Origin of the sequence: Marinomonas spartinae (genome assembly GCF_900089775.1) — a bacterium.
GTDB lineage: Bacteria > Pseudomonadota > Gammaproteobacteria > Pseudomonadales > Marinomonadaceae > Marinomonas > Marinomonas spartinae.
This window is the reverse complement of the sequence record NZ_FLOB01000003.1, coordinates 433,937-449,068: the sequence shown is the minus strand read 5'-3', so window position 1 is coordinate 449,068 and position 15,132 is coordinate 433,937. Positions and strand designations below refer to the sequence as shown.

Here is a 15,132-nt window from a genome sequence, read left to right as displayed (position 1 = left end):
GTCTATTATTGATATTGCGCTTATTCTAGCAAGGTGCTTCTTAAGAACGTTTGACTCTTGACAAAGAAGCGTCTCTTAAGCGCTCGCCCTTGCGAATTAGGCGTGATAATTGCGTTTCAAGATGGCTATCTAAATCGCTTACGGGCAACAAGTCATCGAAACCGATTGTCTTAGCGTATTCACGCGACATTTTAACATTATCTGAAATCAGTAAGCATTGATCTTCTAGTTTCATCAAGGGGCGTATTTTTTTGTGGATGATGTGAGGAATTTGTCCCTCGTGATCAAAGGCTAAGATGATGCTGATGGTTTTGCGTTGATCTGGTTTATCTAAATAGTCCAGCAAGTCGTCAAGGTCGTTAAAATGCTCGATAGCATTAAGGTTAGAATGAAGAATTCCTAGTGCTTGATTCAGGTCATTACTGTGTTGGCCAAAAACAATAATGGAGTAAGTGTCATTATCCAATGTGTTTAAGTTGGTGTGCCGTATCTGCCAAGTAATAGGAAGTTCAATGGTGAGACGATGAAAGCCATTTTCTTCAGATATCACACAGGAACCATTTAAGGAGTTGACGAGTATATGGATATAGTTCATGCCCATATCAAACAGATCATTATTCAAGGTGAGATGAGTCGGTAATGGGTAGCTGTTTATCTCCAATATAGTGTTGCCTTCGTGACTGAGTTCACGACGGCTGATATCGACTGTCAGAGTTTGATCTGTGAAGTGTTTACACTCTTGTAAAATGGTTTCAATCAAGTGCTCTATTACTTCTGTATTATGCAAAATTTCCAAATGATTGGTGTTGTCACTGGTAATCTCAATAACCGAGTTGTCTTGATCTAGTTGCTGGAAGTGATTATAAGCGTTATCAATCAATTTAGACAAAAACAGAGGAGAAGAATCCTGTTGAGGAAAGCTATTTTTGTCTCTCGCATAGTACATGTTATCTAACCGTACGAGCAGGTTTTTTAAGTTGTTGCTCGCAGCCAAGCCATTGAAAATGAAGTTTTTTGAGAGGCTCCGGCTAGAGGTTTTTTGAACATGTTTTAATCCGTTATCAATGATGTTGACTTGGCGACGAAGGCGACTAGAGATATCGGCGATCAGTTCAAATAGGTCATTTTGCGAATGGTTCACGACATTAGCATGGCGCTTAAGCAACGGGTTTAGTTGGGCGATCATACCAACAAAATAGATCATAGTTTCTAGAACAACAGTGATCGTCAGCCCCCATTCATAAATGACGGCACTGGATATAATACCATAAGCGGACATGAGCCAAGTGGCATAACCAAGTAAAAACGTGATTCGAGCAATTAGGTAATAACCAGAAAAAGGAGTACCCGTAGCGAAGGCGCAAATGGCTAATATGGTTAAAGCTGAGATAGAGATAAATGATAACAGTGACAGATAGATAATATTTAGAGAATTTGGGTAAGCGCTATAAATAATGGCAAACAGAAGGTTTAGGCAGGCTAAGGCAATTAAATATTTATCTACCTTGGGAAACTGCAATCGTGTATCTAGGTAAAACTTGGAAAACAATACAATGGCCGCTGTACCAGCAAGGGCTGTGAAATTGTAGATACGCTCTTGGATGCCAATGGAATTAGGAAAAAACTGATAAAGCTGCCCATGAAGAGCTAGGTGAAACAGTGCAATACAAAGCAATAGCACACTGTATGCCATATACATGGGATGAGTGCTTTTTATATAGAAAAAGACATTGCTAATAAATAGGATAACTAAAAAGCCTAACAAAAGTCCGGTCAGAGAAAAGTCTCTTTGTGAGTCGACCGTTGCTTTAGATAAGGTTTTCAAATTCAACTGGACATTGATTGGCAAATGGGACGACAGTTTGAGGTAGACAGTGAAAACGGGTGGAGCATTCGTCGGTAAGGGATAAAAGTAATCGGGATGCTCAATGAGTCGATTGCTATAAGGGCGACCTTCGCCAAGCAAGGCTTGAACTTGGTCGCCAAACATAGTCGGTAAATAAAGATCCAAATATTCAAGGCGAGGCGCGTTGATATCCAAAAGTGATGGCACGTTTTTGGTTGTGCGAATAGCGATGTTAATGCGTACCCAGACATTTCCTTTGACCAATCCTAGCTGCAAAAAATCGGAGTTGATCGGTAAGAAGCGCTTGGAATAGCTTTCCGATGCGATATCTTGGATGGATAAACGACCACTTTCGTCAATTAAATATTGAGCTGACTTGGCAATGTTTAGGTCTTGATGGTTATCATCAAGCAATGCTATGTCGTTAGCCGCCCATAGAGTGCTGCTAGTCAGTAATAAAAATAGTAGAATCAGTTTCGAAAACAAAACGCTAGCTCAGTTGTCTTATTTATAAGACCACCATTATTAACTAGATAGGGGATGAAATGCTATATCCAATTTTAGAGCAATACTATGTTGTATTCGCTTTACTGCTCTTGGTCATTACTTGGTTTACACGACAGAAAACCCCTGAGGCAAGAAGAAACTATTTATATGGTTACGCTTTGATTAGCGTGGTTGGTTTCTTGCTCGGTTTTAAGTGGGTATCTGGTGTGATTTTTGGACTCATTGTTCTTGAAGTTGGGCGTTATTTTAAGAGATGGTTAGATAAAAAAGAACAACAGTTAAAGAAATAGATTCTCCGTGCAGGCATGAGAGTAAATCTCACAATGTTGTCATGCTAAACGATATTCAAAAAAGGAATAGGTTTTCTTAAGTGGAGGCCTTTTTCAGTTTCCTGTCTGGCTTTTCCTGTCATCAGTATTGTCTTCTGAGTAAGAAATATCAGGTACTTCGCTTTATCGCCTTGTCTAAGGGGCTGAGATATTTTAATTCATACAGATCTATTTTTTGCAAAGCCAATTCCGACTTTAATAGTAGGTCTTTATTTAATTTACAATATATTTACAAAGTTTTTGTTTAGTATTGATAAATAAAAAGGACAAAATATCCTCTATCTAGGAAAGATTGTGGTGCTTTGTTGTCTGACTGTCATGGCGCTATACGAGATCTAGATAATGCGAGTAGGATAACTATTGTCCGCTGTGGATGTTTCTTATACATCTGATTTCCAGCAAAGTGACGCACAGAATGTTTTGGCTTATGGGTCGAATCATCGAATCTCTTAGATGATAATGATTATCATAAATATTGCAAACTTTTTGTTGCGCCGTAAATAATGAATTGGGCAAGGTGGTATTTCGTGCCTCTGCCTGAATCGAACCTCCAAGAAAAAGTATGGCATTGACTTATCCCAACGGGTCGATGTTTTTGTCTAACAATTTATTAAGTGTTGTTTTCTATGTCTACACCTGTTGATGTAATCGCCCATCATTGGGCATTTGCTGTGTTTATAGTGGTCTCTATAGGCTTAGGTGCTGCCATGTTGGTAGGAGGGACTTTCTTAGGCGGTAGGGCGCAAGCTCGTGCTAAGAATACCCCTTTCGAATCAGGTATTGCATCGGTTGGCTCAGCTCGTCTTAGACTGTCTGCCAAATTTTATTTGGTGGCGATGTTTTTCGTCATTTTCGATGTTGAGGCTTTGTATTTGTACGCTTGGGCCGTCTCTATACGAGAAAGTGGCTGGGTGGGGTTTGTCGAAGCCACCACTTTCGTCGTTGTATTGCTTGTTGGTTTGATCTATCTGATTCGAACAAAAGCACTGGACTGGGCTCCTACCCGATCAAAAGAACTTATTAAGCAATCTGAAATCATCAAAATCGTTGACGGTTCACACAAATAATCACGAGGTCAAAACATGGATTATACGCTTACACGCATTGATCTGGATGGCGAAGATGATCGCTATCCATTAGAAACCAAAGAAACTGTCGGAGATCCGCTGGAGCAACATGTTCACCGTAGTGTTTACCTAGGCAAGCTGGAGCATGCTATGCATGACATGGTTAATTGGGGCCGTAAACACTCACTTTGGCCTTATAACTTCGGCTTATCTTGTTGTTATGTTGAAATGACCACTTCTTTTACAGCTGCTCACGATGTAGCGCGCTTTGGTTCTGAAGTATTGCGGGCGTCACCGAGACAAGCAGACTTTATGGTCGTCGCTGGCACGTGTTTTACTAAAATGGCTCCTGTTATTCAGCGCCTATACGATCAAATGTTAGAGCCTAAATGGGTGATTTCAATGGGGGCTTGTGCTAACTCAGGTGGCATGTACGATATTTATTCTGTTGTTCAAGGCGTAGACAAATTCTTGCCCGTCGATGTTTATATTCCAGGTTGTCCTCCTCGCCCAGAGGCTTATATTCAAGCCCTAAATTTGCTGCAAGATGCTGTGGGCAAAGAGCGCCGCCCATTGTCTTGGGTCGTTGGCGATCAAGGTGTTTATAAGGCAAACATGACGCCAGAGCGTGAACGTAAGCACGATGACCGTATTGCCATCACCAACCTAAGAACGCCGGACGAAATTTAATCGGGCAAGATTTGTTTTAGGCTTATCAAGATAGTGAGCAAAAATGACAAAAGCAACAAGTAAACTCGTACCTGAGTCTTGGCAGACCAGTGACCATCGCAATGATCCCGTGGTTGGTGAGCTTATCGAAAAGTTTGGTGAGTCCGTGTTTCGATTACAGCCAAGCCGAACTGGAATGCCCATTGCGTGGGTTGCTCGTGAACGTATCAAAGACGTTTTATTGTTTTTGAAAAACGTTTCCAAACCCTACTCAATGTTATATGACCTCCATGGTGTAGATGAGCGCCTTCGTACTCATCGAGAAGAGATTCCTGATGGGGTCGATTACACGGTCTTCTACCATCTTATTTCGATGGAGCGTAACCATGACATTATGTTCAAGGTGGGTCTAAGCGAAAAAGATCTAGAGCTAGCCAGTATTGTTAGTCTGTTTCCTAATGCCAATTGGTATGAGCGTGAAACATGGGAAATGTTCGGTATTGTCTTTTCTGGACACCCTAATTTACGTCGCATTATGATGCCTGACACATGGGAAGGCCACCCATTACGTAAAGATTACCCAGCTCGTGCCACAGAGTTTGATCCATTTGAGTTAACTCGTCAGAAAGAAGCGATCGAAATGGAAGCGCTAACGTTTAACCCCGAAGATTGGGGAATGGCGCGCAGCAAAGAAAATGAAGACTTTATGTTCCTTAACTTGGGGCCGAACCATCCTTCTGCACATGGTGCGTTTCGTATTGTTCTGCAACTTGATGGTGAAGATATTGTCGATTGTGTGCCTGATATCGGTTACCACCATCGTGGTGCAGAAAAAATGGGCGAGCGTCAGTCTTGGCACAGTTATATCCCCTATACCGACCGAATTGAATATTTAGGCGGTTGTGTCAATGAAATGCCTTATGTTTTGGCTGTTGAGAAATTGGCAGGCATTAAAGTGCCTGAGCGAGTGGAAGTGATTCGTGTCATGCTGTCTGAGTTATTCCGCATCAACAGTCACTTACTTTATATCTCAACCTTTATCCAAGACGTAGGCGCTATGACGCCAGTATTCTTCGCCTTCACGGATCGTCAGAAAATATACGACTTAGTTGAAGCCATTACCGGTTTTCGTATGCATCCGGCTTGGTTCCGTATCGGTGGTGTGGCCCATGATTTGCCAAGGGGTTGGGAACGACTATTAAAAGCCTTCTTAGATTGGATGCCAAAACGTCTGGAAGAATATGTGACAGCGGCACTTAAAAACACCGTACTTAAAGCCCGCTCTCAAGGGGTGGCAACCTACAATGCGAAAGAAGCTTTGGAGTGGGGGGTGACAGGTGCAGGGTTACGAGCCACGGGTATAGAGTTTGATGTACGAAAATGGCGCCCCTATTCAGGCTACGAAAACTTTGACTTTGAGATTCCCGTCGGCGGTGGTGTGAGCGATTGTTACAACCGCGTCATGCTCAAAGTGGAAGAAATTCGCCAAAGTTTGAAAATTTTGACTCAGTGTTATCACAATATGCCGTCTGGCCCGTTTAAAGCGGATCACCCATTAACCACTCCACCACCTAAAGAACGTGCCTTGCAACACATAGAAACCTTGATTACGCACTTTTTGCAAGTGTCTTGGGGACCTGTGATGCCAGCTAACGAATCTTTCCAAATGATTGAAGCGACAAAAGGGATCAATAGTTACTATCTCACCAGTGATGGTAGTACTACCAGTTATCGTACCCGTGTACGTACGCCGAGCTTCCCTCATTTACAGCAAATTCCATCAGTGATTAGTGGTAGCTTGGTATCCGATCTTATTGTGTATCTGGGCAGTATTGATTTTGTTATGTCAGATGTGGACCGTTAATCATGAATCAACCGATTAAAATAGTCACCGTAAGTGATGACAGCGATGGTTTTGTTTTGAGTGATGCCGATGCTCAGGCTATTGAGCATGAAAAACATCATTACGAAGACCCACGAGCCGCTTCCATCGAAGCTTTAAAGATTGTTCAGAAGAGTCATGGCTGGGTGCCTGATGGTGCCATCAAAGCGATTTCTGATCTTCTAGGGATACCTGCCAGCGATGTTGAGGGCGTGGCGACTTTTTATAGCCAAATTTATCGTCAGCCAGTCGGGAAACATATCATTCGCTATTGCGATAGCGTGGTGTGTCATATTACAGGCTTTGAAGACATTGTCACTGAGTTAGAAAAGCAACTCAAGATCAAACCAGGTCAGACGACGCCGGATGGCCGCTTTACCTTGCTCCCAACCTGCTGTTTGGGGAATTGTGATAAAGGGCCAACTATGATGGTGAACGATGATACTCATGTGCGTTTGGTTCCTTCTAATCTGGCAAACATTTTGGAGCAGTATCAATGAGCCTATCGATCAATAAGACGGCAGAAAGTCATCCGTTAACGTGGTGTCTTCGCGAGGATGAACAACCCGTTTGGCTGGATGAGTATCGTCGCAAAGAGGGGTATGTTGGCGTTGAAAAAGCGTTAGCTATGCACCCTGATGAAGTGGTTGGCTTGGTAAAAGACGCAGGCTTACGTGGTCGCGGTGGGGCGGGTTTCCCAACGGGACTAAAGTGGAGTCTGATGCCGAAAGATGAGTCAATGAATATCCGCTATATGATCTGTAACGCGGATGAAATGGAACCGGGTACCTACAAAGATCGTTTGTTGATGGAACAAATGCCACACCTTTTGGTGGAAGGCATGATCATCGCTGCACACGCTATCAAAGCTTATCGTGGCTACATTTTCTTGCGTGGAGAATACGTTGAAGCGGCAGAAAACCTCCGCAAGGCCATTGAAGAGGCTAAATCAGCTGGGTTGCTTGGTAAGGACATCTTGGGCAGTGGCAAAGATTTTGAGCTGTTTGTTCATACTGGTGCAGGGCGTTACATCTGTGGTGAAGAAACCGCATTGATTAACTCTCTTGAAGGCCGCCGTGCTAATCCAAGGTCCAAACCGCCATTTCCTGCTGTGTCGGGTGCTTGGGGGAAACCCACTTGTGTTAATAACGTGGAATCCATTTGTAACGTGCCAAGTATTCTTAATCGTGGTGTGGATTGGTACAAGGGATTGACAGTCAACGGCAGTAACGATTGTGGCACTAAGTTAATGGGCTTCTCGGGGCGTGTGAATAACCCAGGTTTATGGGAATTGCCGATGGGTACGACAGCGCGTGAGATATTGGAAAATTACGCGGGTGGTATGCAAGAAGGCTTAGATTTAAAAACTTGGCAACCAGGCGGTGCTGGCACAGATTTCTTGTTGCCAGAACATTTGGATTTGCCAATGGATTTTGAGCATATCCAAAAAGCAGGTAGTCGTCTTGGAACCGCGCTTGCTATGGCAGTGGATCATAAAATCAATATGGTTTCTTTGCTGCGTAACTTGGAAGAGTTTTTTGCTCGTGAATCCTGTGGTTGGTGTACCCCCTGCCGTGATGGTTTGCCCTGGAGTGTGAAAGTTCTCAGAGCAATTGAACATGGCGAGGGACAACCAGGCGACATTGAAACACTTGAGCAGTTATGTCGTTCATTAGCACCTGGTCATACCTTCTGTGCCCATGCACCTGGGGCAGTTGAGCCGTTACAAAGTGCAATAAAATATTTCCGCGAAGAATTTGAAGCGGGTATTTCAGGTCAAGCTAATAATTTGCGTGAGATTCGCGGTATTCAACCGAATCAACAGTAATTTATTCAGTTTTATTTTGTGTGTTTACGCCTATCGAATGTCGATGGGCCTGTGGGAAGCATAAGACTTATGGCAACCATTCATGTAGATGGCAAAGAATATGAAGTTGATGGAGCAGATAACCTATTACAGGCTTGTTTGTCTCTAGGGCTTGATGTTCCCTATTTTTGCTGGCATCCGGCACTGGGTAGTGTCGGCGCATGTCGCCAGTGTGCAGTAAAACAATATAAAGATGCCGATGATACGCGTGGTCGTTTGGTGATGTCGTGTATGGCGCCTGCGAGCGATGGCTCTTATATCTCGATTGAAGATGAAGAAGCGAAGGCATTTCGAGAAAACGTTGTGGAATGGTTGATGTCGAATCATCCTCATGACTGTCCAGTGTGTGAAGAGGGCGGTAACTGCCATCTACAAGACATGACGGTGATGACAGGCCACAATTCTCGACGTTATCGCTTTGCTAAGCGAACTCATGAAAACCAAGAGCTTGGGCCTTTTGTTTCCCATGAAATGAACCGCTGTATTGCTTGTTATCGCTGTACTCGTTACTACAAAGATTACGCTGATGGTACAGACTTTGGAGTCTATGGGGCGAATAATAATGTGTACTTTGGTCGTCCAGAGTCGGGCACCTTAGAAAGTGAGTTCGCCGGTAATCTGGTTGAAGTCTGTCCAACGGGTGTGTTCACCGATAAGACGCATACTGAGCGTTATAACCGTAAATGGGACATGCAATTTGCACCGAGTATCTGTCAGCAGTGTAGTGTGGGTTGTAATATTAGCCCCGGTGAACGTTATGGTGAAGTCCGCCGTATTGAGAACCGCTACAATGGGGATGTGAACCACTACTTCCTTTGTGACCGAGGCCGTTTTGGCTACGGCTACACCAATTTAGAAACACGTCCTAAGCAGCCGTTTACCTATCAAGGTGAAGAACAAGTTTCTCTTAATACAGAGCAAGCCGTACAAACCGCTAGTGACATTATCAAGAGTTCTACACGCGTGATTGGTATTGGGTCGCCACGGGCCAGTTTAGAAAGCAATTTTGCTTTGCGTAAACTGGTTGGAGCAGACAACTTCTTTACGGGTATTGAGGCTGGTGAGCAGCAACGTCTAGAGAAAATGTTGCAGATCTTGAAAACCTCTGGAGTGTATACCCCAACACTGCGTGAAATTGAAAAATACGATGCGGTGGTTATTTTGGGTGAAGACATTACGCAAACCGCTGCTCGCGTTGCTTTATCTGTACGACAAGCGGTTAAAGGAAAGGCTCGGGAAATGGCGGCTGTACAAAGTGTGGCTGAGTGGCAAATCGCGGCGATTCAAAATATTGGCCAGCATGCCAAGTATCCGATTTTTACCACACACACAGATCGTACTCGACTGGATGATGTAACGGCTTGGCATTATAGTGCGCCCGCCGCAGATCAAGCGCGTTTAGGTTTTGCCATCGCTCACGCTATTGATCCAAGTGCTCCTGCAGTAAAAGACCTTAATGATGAGTTACAGAAAAAAGCCGATTTTATTGCCTCTGCCTTAAAACAATCTCGTAAGCCTTTGATTATCTCTGGTAGCCAAGCGGGCGAAATGGCGTTGATTGATGCCGCCGCAAATATCGCCAAAGCACTCAAATCACAGGGTGTGGATGAGGTTGGTATGACATTGGTTGCCCGTGAAGTGAACAGTATGGGCTTGACCATGTTGGGTGGTAAATCACTAGATGAGGCCTTGTCTGCTATATCAGAAGGGGCTGACACAGCCATCGTACTAGAAAATGATTTGTATCAACGGGTGTCGGCGCAACGGGTAGATCAAGCCTTGGATCAATTGAAACACTTGATCGTCGTCGATCATCAATATTCTGATACATCGAAAAAAGCAGAGTTGGTGTTGTCTGCGGGAAGCTTTGCTGAAGCTGACGGGACGGTTGTCAATTTAGAAGGGCGTGCTCAACGTTTCTTCCAAGTATATGACCCAAGCTATTACAAGCCCGATACGCTTGTTCTTGCTGCATGGCGTTGGTTGCATTTAGTAAGTTCTGTGAATAATGCCCAGGCCTCTGATGCTGCTAGCCTCGACCAGTTGATTGCTGAGATCGCAAGTGACATGCCGCAATTAGCCGGTATTGTTGAAGCAGCGCCAAATGCTGATTTTAGAATTCATGGTCAGAAAATGGCTCGCTCTCCTCACCGTTACAGTGGTCGCACTGCCATGCGTGCCAATATTAGTGTTCATGAGCCTCGCCAGCCGCAAGACCAAGACTCACCGTTTGCTTTCTCTATGGAAGGCAACAATAACCCGAAAGCAGATCGTAATGAAGTGGCGTTTGCTTGGGCGCCAGGTTGGAACTCTCCACAAGCTTGGAACAAGTTTCAAGACGAAGTAGGCGGGCACTTGCGTAACGGTGATCCTGGTGTACGTTTGATTGAGGTGTCTAATCAAGGGGAATACTTCTCTGAGATTCCAGCGTCTTTTGTGGCGACAGAAGGTCAGTGGCAAGTCGCTGCAAATTACCGGTTGTTTGGTAGTGATGAACTATCGCAACGCAGTGCAGTAATACAAGAGCGTGCGGGCCAGCAGGCTGTGACGATACATCCTGCCGATGCCAAACTATTGGGCGTGAATGAACATGCCACAGTGAGCTTTGCTTGGGGTGGTCAACAATGGCAATTACCCTTGTCATTCAGTGAACACATCTGCTCTGGCACAATTGGTTTGCCGCTGGGAACGAATGGCTTACCAGCCAGTCTTGCAGGTCAAATGATCGATAATTTGCAGGAGGGACACGCATGAGCATTTTTACTCCCGAAGTTATCGCCGCTTTAATTGCCATTGGTAAAGCGTTTGCCATTTTGATGGTTGTGGTGGCGTGTGGTGCCTTTATGAGTTTTGGCGAACGTCGTTTGCTCGGCTTGTTTCAGAACCGCTATGGCCCGAACCGAGTGGGTTGGGGTGGTTCTTTGCAGCTTGTTGCCGATATGATCAAGATGTTTTTTAAAGAGGACTGGATTCCACCTTTTTCAGACCGCTTTATTTTTACCTTAGCACCTTTGATTGCTTTTACCTCTTTGTTATTGGCCTTTGCCATCGTGCCTGTCAGTCCTGGCTGGATTGTTTCCGATTTAAATATCGGCCTGTTATTTTTTCTGATGATGGCAGGGTTAGGGGTTTACGCTGTGCTTTTTGCTGGCTGGGCTAGCAATAACAAATACTCTCTTTTAGGGGCGGTGCGTGCGTCAGCACAAACATTGAGCTATGAGGTCTTTTTGGGCTTGTCTCTGATGGGCGTTGTGGCAAAAGCCGGTTCGTTCCAGCTAACTGATATCGTCAATAACCAAGCTCATATGTGGAATATTATTCCGCAGTTCTTTGGCTTTGTGACCTTTGTGATTGCGGGCATCGCGGTTTGTCACCGTCATCCTTTCGATCAGCCAGAGGCAGAGCAAGAATTGGCCGATGGTTATCACATTGAATACGCTGGTATGAAGTTTGGTTTGTTCTTTGTCGGTGAATACATCGGTATTGTGACGGTTTCTGCGTTGATTGTGACCTTGTTTTTTGGTGGTTGGCAGGGGCCATGGTTGCCGCCAATTATCTGGTTTGCTTTGAAAACAGGCTTTTTCATGGTGATGTTTATCTTGGTTCGGGCCGCGTTGCCGCGTCCTCGTTACGACCAAGTTATGTCGTTTGGATGGAAAATATGTCTGCCGATTACGCTGATCAATTTACTGGTAACCGCAGCCATCGTGCTGATTCAAAACAATTAATTTAGGGGACAACCATGACACTAAAAGAATTACTGGTTGGTTTCGGCACGCAAGTGCGCAGCCTTTGGATGATTGGGATGCACTCGTTCGCGAAACGCGAAACGCAGATGTACCCAGATGAGCCTGTGTATGTTCCGCCTCGTTACCGTGGTCGTATCGTTTTGACTCGTGATCCGGATGGCGAAGAGCGTTGTGTGGCTTGTAACTTATGTGCAGTCGCTTGTCCTGTCGGCTGTATTTCATTACAAAAAGCAGAGGACGAAGAAGGGCGTTGGTACCCTGACTTTTTCCGAATCAACTTTTCACGCTGTATCTTTTGCGGCATGTGTGAGGAGGCTTGTCCGACGACGGCAATACAGTTAACACCTGATTTTGAATTGGGTGAATACAACCGTCAGGACTTGGTTTATGAAAAAGAAGATCTGTTGATTTCAGGCCCAGGCAAGTATCCAGATTATAACTTCTATCGGATGGCGGGTATGTCTATTGCGGGCAAACCAAAAGGCTCTTCCGAAAATGAAGCGGAACCGATTAATGTGAAAGGTTTGTTGCCGTAAGGAGCGCTGCTGTGGATATTGTTTTTTATGTTGCGGCGGCCATTGCCGTACTGACCACCGTTCGAGTCATCAGCCACACAAACCCTGTGCATGCTCTGTTGTACTTGATTGTGTCGTTGCTGGCGGTAGCCGTTGTGTTTTTTTCTATGGGTGCAAACTTTGCTGGGGCGTTGGAGATCATCGTTTATGCCGGTGCCATTATGGTGTTGTTTGTGTTTGTGGTGATGATGTTAAACCTTGGTGGCGAGGAGATTAGGCAGGAGCGTCAGTGGCTGAGTCCATCTTTATGGATTGGACCTGGGATTATCTCTGCTCTGCTACTGATCGCCATGGTATATGGTATCAATAGCCTTCAACATGGTGCGATTCATTACCACATGTTGGGGGGTAAAAGTGTTGGTGTTAGCCTATTCGGCCCTTATGTTTTGGCCGTTGAGTTGGCGTCACTATTGCTTCTGGCTGGACTTGTTGTGGCATTTCATGTGGGACGAGATAAAACCAAGCTGGATTCTATGGAGGAGGAAGCATGATTCCGTTATCCCATGCGTTGATTCTAGCCTCAATACTATTTGTATTGGGTCTTAGCGGTTTGTTAGTTCGTCGAAACTTATTGTTTATGTTGATCTCTCTTGAAGTGATGATTAATGCGGCGGCGCTCGCATTTGTTGCAACGGGGAGTTACTGGCAGCAAGCAGATGGTCAGATTATGTACATTTTGGCTATCAGTCTGGCTGCGGCAGAAGCCAGTATTGGTTTGGCTTTGTTGCTGCAATTGCATCGACGTAACCAGTCTTTGAACGTAGATACTGTCAGTGAGATGCGCGGATGAATTTACTTTACTTAACTATTCTGTTGCCGTTAATCGGTTTTCTATTGCTGGCGTTTTCTCGTGGCCGCTGGTCGGAGAATTTTTCTGCTGTCATTGGTGTTGGTTCTGTTATGCTGGCGGCATTGACGACTGTTTACATTGGTATCGATTATTTGCCGAAGCTCTATGCAGGTCAGATCGTATCATTCAATCAACCTTTGTGGACCTGGATTCACCAAGGGAATTTTGATATTCAAGCCACGCTGCATTTAGATGGTTTGTCTTTCACTATGATGTGCGTGATAACGGGTGTTGGCTCGCTTATTCATCTGTTCGCTTCGTGGTATATGCGTGGTGACAAGGGCTATTCTCGCTTTTTTACTTACACCAACTTGTTTATTGCCAGCATGTTGATATTGGTGTTAGCCGATAACTTATTGTTGCTTTACCTTGGTTGGGAAGGCGTAGGGTTATGCAGTTATTTGCTGATTGGTTTCTATTATGAAGGTCGTGATAATCTCGCAGCGGCATTAAAAGCCTTCATCGTGACACGTGTTGGTGATGTCTTTCTAGCCTTTGCGCTCTTTATTCTATATACCCAGTTTGGCACGTTAAATATCGAAAAATTGGCCTCTATTGCGCCTGGTCAAGTTGCGGTGGGCTCGTCGGTTATGTTTTGGGCAACCTTAATGTTGCTTGGTGGCGCAGTAGGTAAATCTGCTCAGCTACCATTGCAAACTTGGTTGGCTGACGCGATGGCTGGTCCAACGCCAGTGTCTGCCTTGATTCATGCTGCGACCATGGTAACCGCTGGTGTGTACTTGATTGCACGTACGCATACTTTGTTCTTATTGTCGCCTGAAGTGTTGCACTTAGTCGGTATCATCGGCGCAATTACCTTAGTCATTGCTGGGTTTGCCGCGTTGGTTCAGACTGATATAAAACGTGTACTCGCTTATTCCACCATGAGTCAAATTGGTTATATGTTTTTGGCTTTGGGAGTACAAGCGTGGGATGCCGCGATTTTCCATTTGATGATTCACGCCTTCTTTAAAGCGTTATTGTTCTTGTCTGCAGGATCGGTCATTATCGCCTGCCACCACGAGCAAAATATCTTCAAAATGGGCGGGTTACGTAAGCATATCCCATTCGTGTACACCTGCTTCTTAGTCGGTGGTGGCGCTCTGGCGGCACTACCGATTGTCACAGCAGGTTTCTACAGTAAAGATGAAATTCTTTCTGGTGCGCTGGCCACTGGGCATATCAATTTATTGACTGCAGGTTTGGTAGGGGCGTTTTTAACAGGCTTGTATACCTTCCGTATGATTTTCATTGCTTTCCATGGTCAAGACCAGATCAAAGCCACTCCGGGGCGTGGTATTTCTCATTACCTTCCACTGCTTGTTTTGATGGTTTTGTCTACTTTTGTTGGTGCTCTTATTAAGCAGCCTCTTGAAAAAGCGTTACCCGCGATGCCCGGGCATGAGTCCATGGTGGTGCAGTTGATTTCTGGTGGCTGTGCTGTTGCTGGTGTTTTGATTGCGGCCTTCCTATGGCTAGGTGATAGACGTTTGGTGAGTAAAATTGCCAAGACTGGTCTGGGTCGGTTGTTGGGTCAATACTGGTTTCATGCATGGGGCTTCGATTGGTTATACGACCAATTGTTTGTGCGGCCTTACTTGGGTATTGCGCGCCTGCTTCGCCGAGACCCTATTAATGCAACGATAGACAGTCTTCGTTTTCTCGTGATCGGCTCTAATAAAGGGCTAGCTCTAAGTGAAAATGGCCAAGTTCGTTGGTATATCGCATCGATTGGAATGGGTGCGGTGGTCGTGTTAGGCCTATTGCTTTGGAGCTAATCCAGATGGGCTT

At 44.9% G+C, this 15,132-nt stretch carries 13 protein-coding genes; 12 read left to right on the top strand and 1 reads right to left on the bottom strand.

Going from position 1 to position 15,132, the window contains the following annotated elements; all coding sequences use genetic code 11:
- Positions 1–40 precede the first annotated feature (40 nt).
- Positions 41–2,332 (bottom strand): 7TMR-DISM family protein, encoded by a 2,292-nt coding sequence (locus MSP8886_RS09820; RefSeq protein WP_067015711.1) that lies wholly within the window; start codon positions 2,330–2,332, stop codon positions 41–43.
- A gap of 59 nt (positions 2,333–2,391) precedes the next feature.
- Here MSP8886_RS09820 and MSP8886_RS09815 point away from each other — a divergent pair, with 59 nt between their 5' ends.
- The 12 genes from MSP8886_RS09815 to nuoL all read left to right on the top strand — a co-directional run bounded on the left by MSP8886_RS09815 (position 2,392) and on the right by nuoL (position 15,119).
- Complete coding sequence (locus MSP8886_RS09815; RefSeq protein ID WP_067015708.1) at positions 2,392–2,643, top strand: hypothetical protein; 252 nt, start codon at positions 2,392–2,394, stop codon at positions 2,641–2,643.
- Between the two features lie 665 nt (positions 2,644–3,308).
- The gene (locus MSP8886_RS09810) at positions 3,309–3,749 is read left to right on the top strand and encodes an NADH-quinone oxidoreductase subunit A (protein ID WP_067015705.1); all 441 of its coding nucleotides are present in this window, start codon (positions 3,309–3,311) and stop codon (positions 3,747–3,749) included.
- A 15-nt stretch (positions 3,750–3,764) separates the two neighbouring features.
- Positions 3,765–4,439: a NuoB/complex I 20 kDa subunit family protein gene (locus tag MSP8886_RS09805; protein ID WP_067015701.1), complete on the top strand. Its 675-nt coding sequence runs from the start codon at positions 3,765–3,767 to the stop codon at positions 4,437–4,439.
- 43 nt (positions 4,440–4,482) lie between these two features.
- Positions 4,483–6,282, top strand: coding sequence for an NADH-quinone oxidoreductase subunit C/D (nuoC, locus tag MSP8886_RS09800; protein ID WP_067015698.1), 1,800 nt, complete (start codon positions 4,483–4,485; stop codon positions 6,280–6,282).
- Positions 6,283–6,284: 2 nt separating this feature from the next.
- Entirely contained in the window at positions 6,285–6,800 is a 516-nt protein-coding gene (gene nuoE, locus MSP8886_RS09795) for an NADH-quinone oxidoreductase subunit NuoE (RefSeq protein WP_067015695.1), read from the top strand.
- Complete coding sequence (nuoF, locus tag MSP8886_RS09790) at positions 6,797–8,128, top strand: NADH-quinone oxidoreductase subunit NuoF (protein ID WP_067015693.1); 1,332 nt, start codon at positions 6,797–6,799, stop codon at positions 8,126–8,128. Before nuoE ends, nuoF begins: the two co-directional genes overlap by 4 nt.
- Before the next feature lie 69 nt (positions 8,129–8,197).
- Positions 8,198–10,921, top strand: a complete 2,724-nt coding sequence (nuoG, locus tag MSP8886_RS09785) for an NADH-quinone oxidoreductase subunit NuoG (RefSeq protein WP_067015691.1) — start codon at positions 8,198–8,200, stop codon at positions 10,919–10,921.
- Positions 10,918–11,895 carry an NADH-quinone oxidoreductase subunit NuoH gene (gene nuoH / locus MSP8886_RS09780; RefSeq protein ID WP_067015688.1) on the top strand — a complete coding sequence of 326 codons (978 nt, stop codon included), beginning with the start codon at positions 10,918–10,920 and terminating at the stop codon, positions 11,893–11,895. The genes nuoG and nuoH overlap by 4 nt, the downstream gene beginning before the upstream one ends.
- 14 nt (positions 11,896–11,909) lie before the next feature.
- Positions 11,910–12,452 carry an NADH-quinone oxidoreductase subunit NuoI gene (gene nuoI / locus MSP8886_RS09775; protein ID WP_067015685.1) on the top strand — a complete coding sequence of 181 codons (543 nt, stop codon included), beginning with the start codon at positions 11,910–11,912 and terminating at the stop codon, positions 12,450–12,452.
- A gap of 11 nt (positions 12,453–12,463) precedes the next feature.
- Complete coding sequence (gene nuoJ / locus MSP8886_RS09770) at positions 12,464–12,982, top strand: NADH-quinone oxidoreductase subunit J (protein WP_067015682.1); 519 nt, start codon at positions 12,464–12,466, stop codon at positions 12,980–12,982.
- Entirely contained in the window at positions 12,979–13,281 is a 303-nt protein-coding gene (nuoK, locus tag MSP8886_RS09765; protein ID WP_067015680.1) for an NADH-quinone oxidoreductase subunit NuoK, read from the top strand. The genes nuoJ and nuoK overlap by 4 nt, the downstream gene beginning before the upstream one ends.
- A complete protein-coding gene (gene nuoL / locus MSP8886_RS09760) occupies positions 13,278–15,119 on the top strand; it encodes an NADH-quinone oxidoreductase subunit L (protein WP_067015677.1) in 1,842 nt (613 codons plus the stop codon). The genes nuoK and nuoL overlap by 4 nt, the downstream gene beginning before the upstream one ends.
- The last annotated feature ends 13 nt before the right edge of the window (positions 15,120–15,132 follow it).

Bases quoted from the DNA above. Each gene is read 5' to 3' on its own strand.
- MSP8886_RS09815 (WP_067015708.1), top strand. From the start codon at position 2,392: ATGCTATATCCAATTTTAGAGCAATACTATGTTGTATTCGCTTTACTG.
- MSP8886_RS09810 (WP_067015705.1), top strand. From the start codon at position 3,309: ATGTCTACACCTGTTGATGTAATCGCCCATCATTGGGCATTTGCTGTG.
- MSP8886_RS09805 (WP_067015701.1), top strand. From the start codon at position 3,765: ATGGATTATACGCTTACACGCATTGATCTGGATGGCGAAGATGATCGC.
- nuoC (WP_067015698.1), top strand. From the start codon at position 4,483: ATGACAAAAGCAACAAGTAAACTCGTACCTGAGTCTTGGCAGACCAGT.
- nuoE (WP_067015695.1), top strand. From the start codon at position 6,285: ATGAATCAACCGATTAAAATAGTCACCGTAAGTGATGACAGCGATGGT.
- nuoF (WP_067015693.1), top strand. From the start codon at position 6,797: ATGAGCCTATCGATCAATAAGACGGCAGAAAGTCATCCGTTAACGTGG.
- nuoG (WP_067015691.1), top strand. From the start codon at position 8,198: ATGGCAACCATTCATGTAGATGGCAAAGAATATGAAGTTGATGGAGCA.
- nuoH (WP_067015688.1), top strand. From the start codon at position 10,918: ATGAGCATTTTTACTCCCGAAGTTATCGCCGCTTTAATTGCCATTGGT.
- nuoI (WP_067015685.1), top strand. From the start codon at position 11,910: ATGACACTAAAAGAATTACTGGTTGGTTTCGGCACGCAAGTGCGCAGC.
- nuoK (WP_067015680.1), top strand. From the start codon at position 12,979: ATGATTCCGTTATCCCATGCGTTGATTCTAGCCTCAATACTATTTGTA.
- nuoL (WP_067015677.1), top strand. From the start codon at position 13,278: ATGAATTTACTTTACTTAACTATTCTGTTGCCGTTAATCGGTTTTCTA.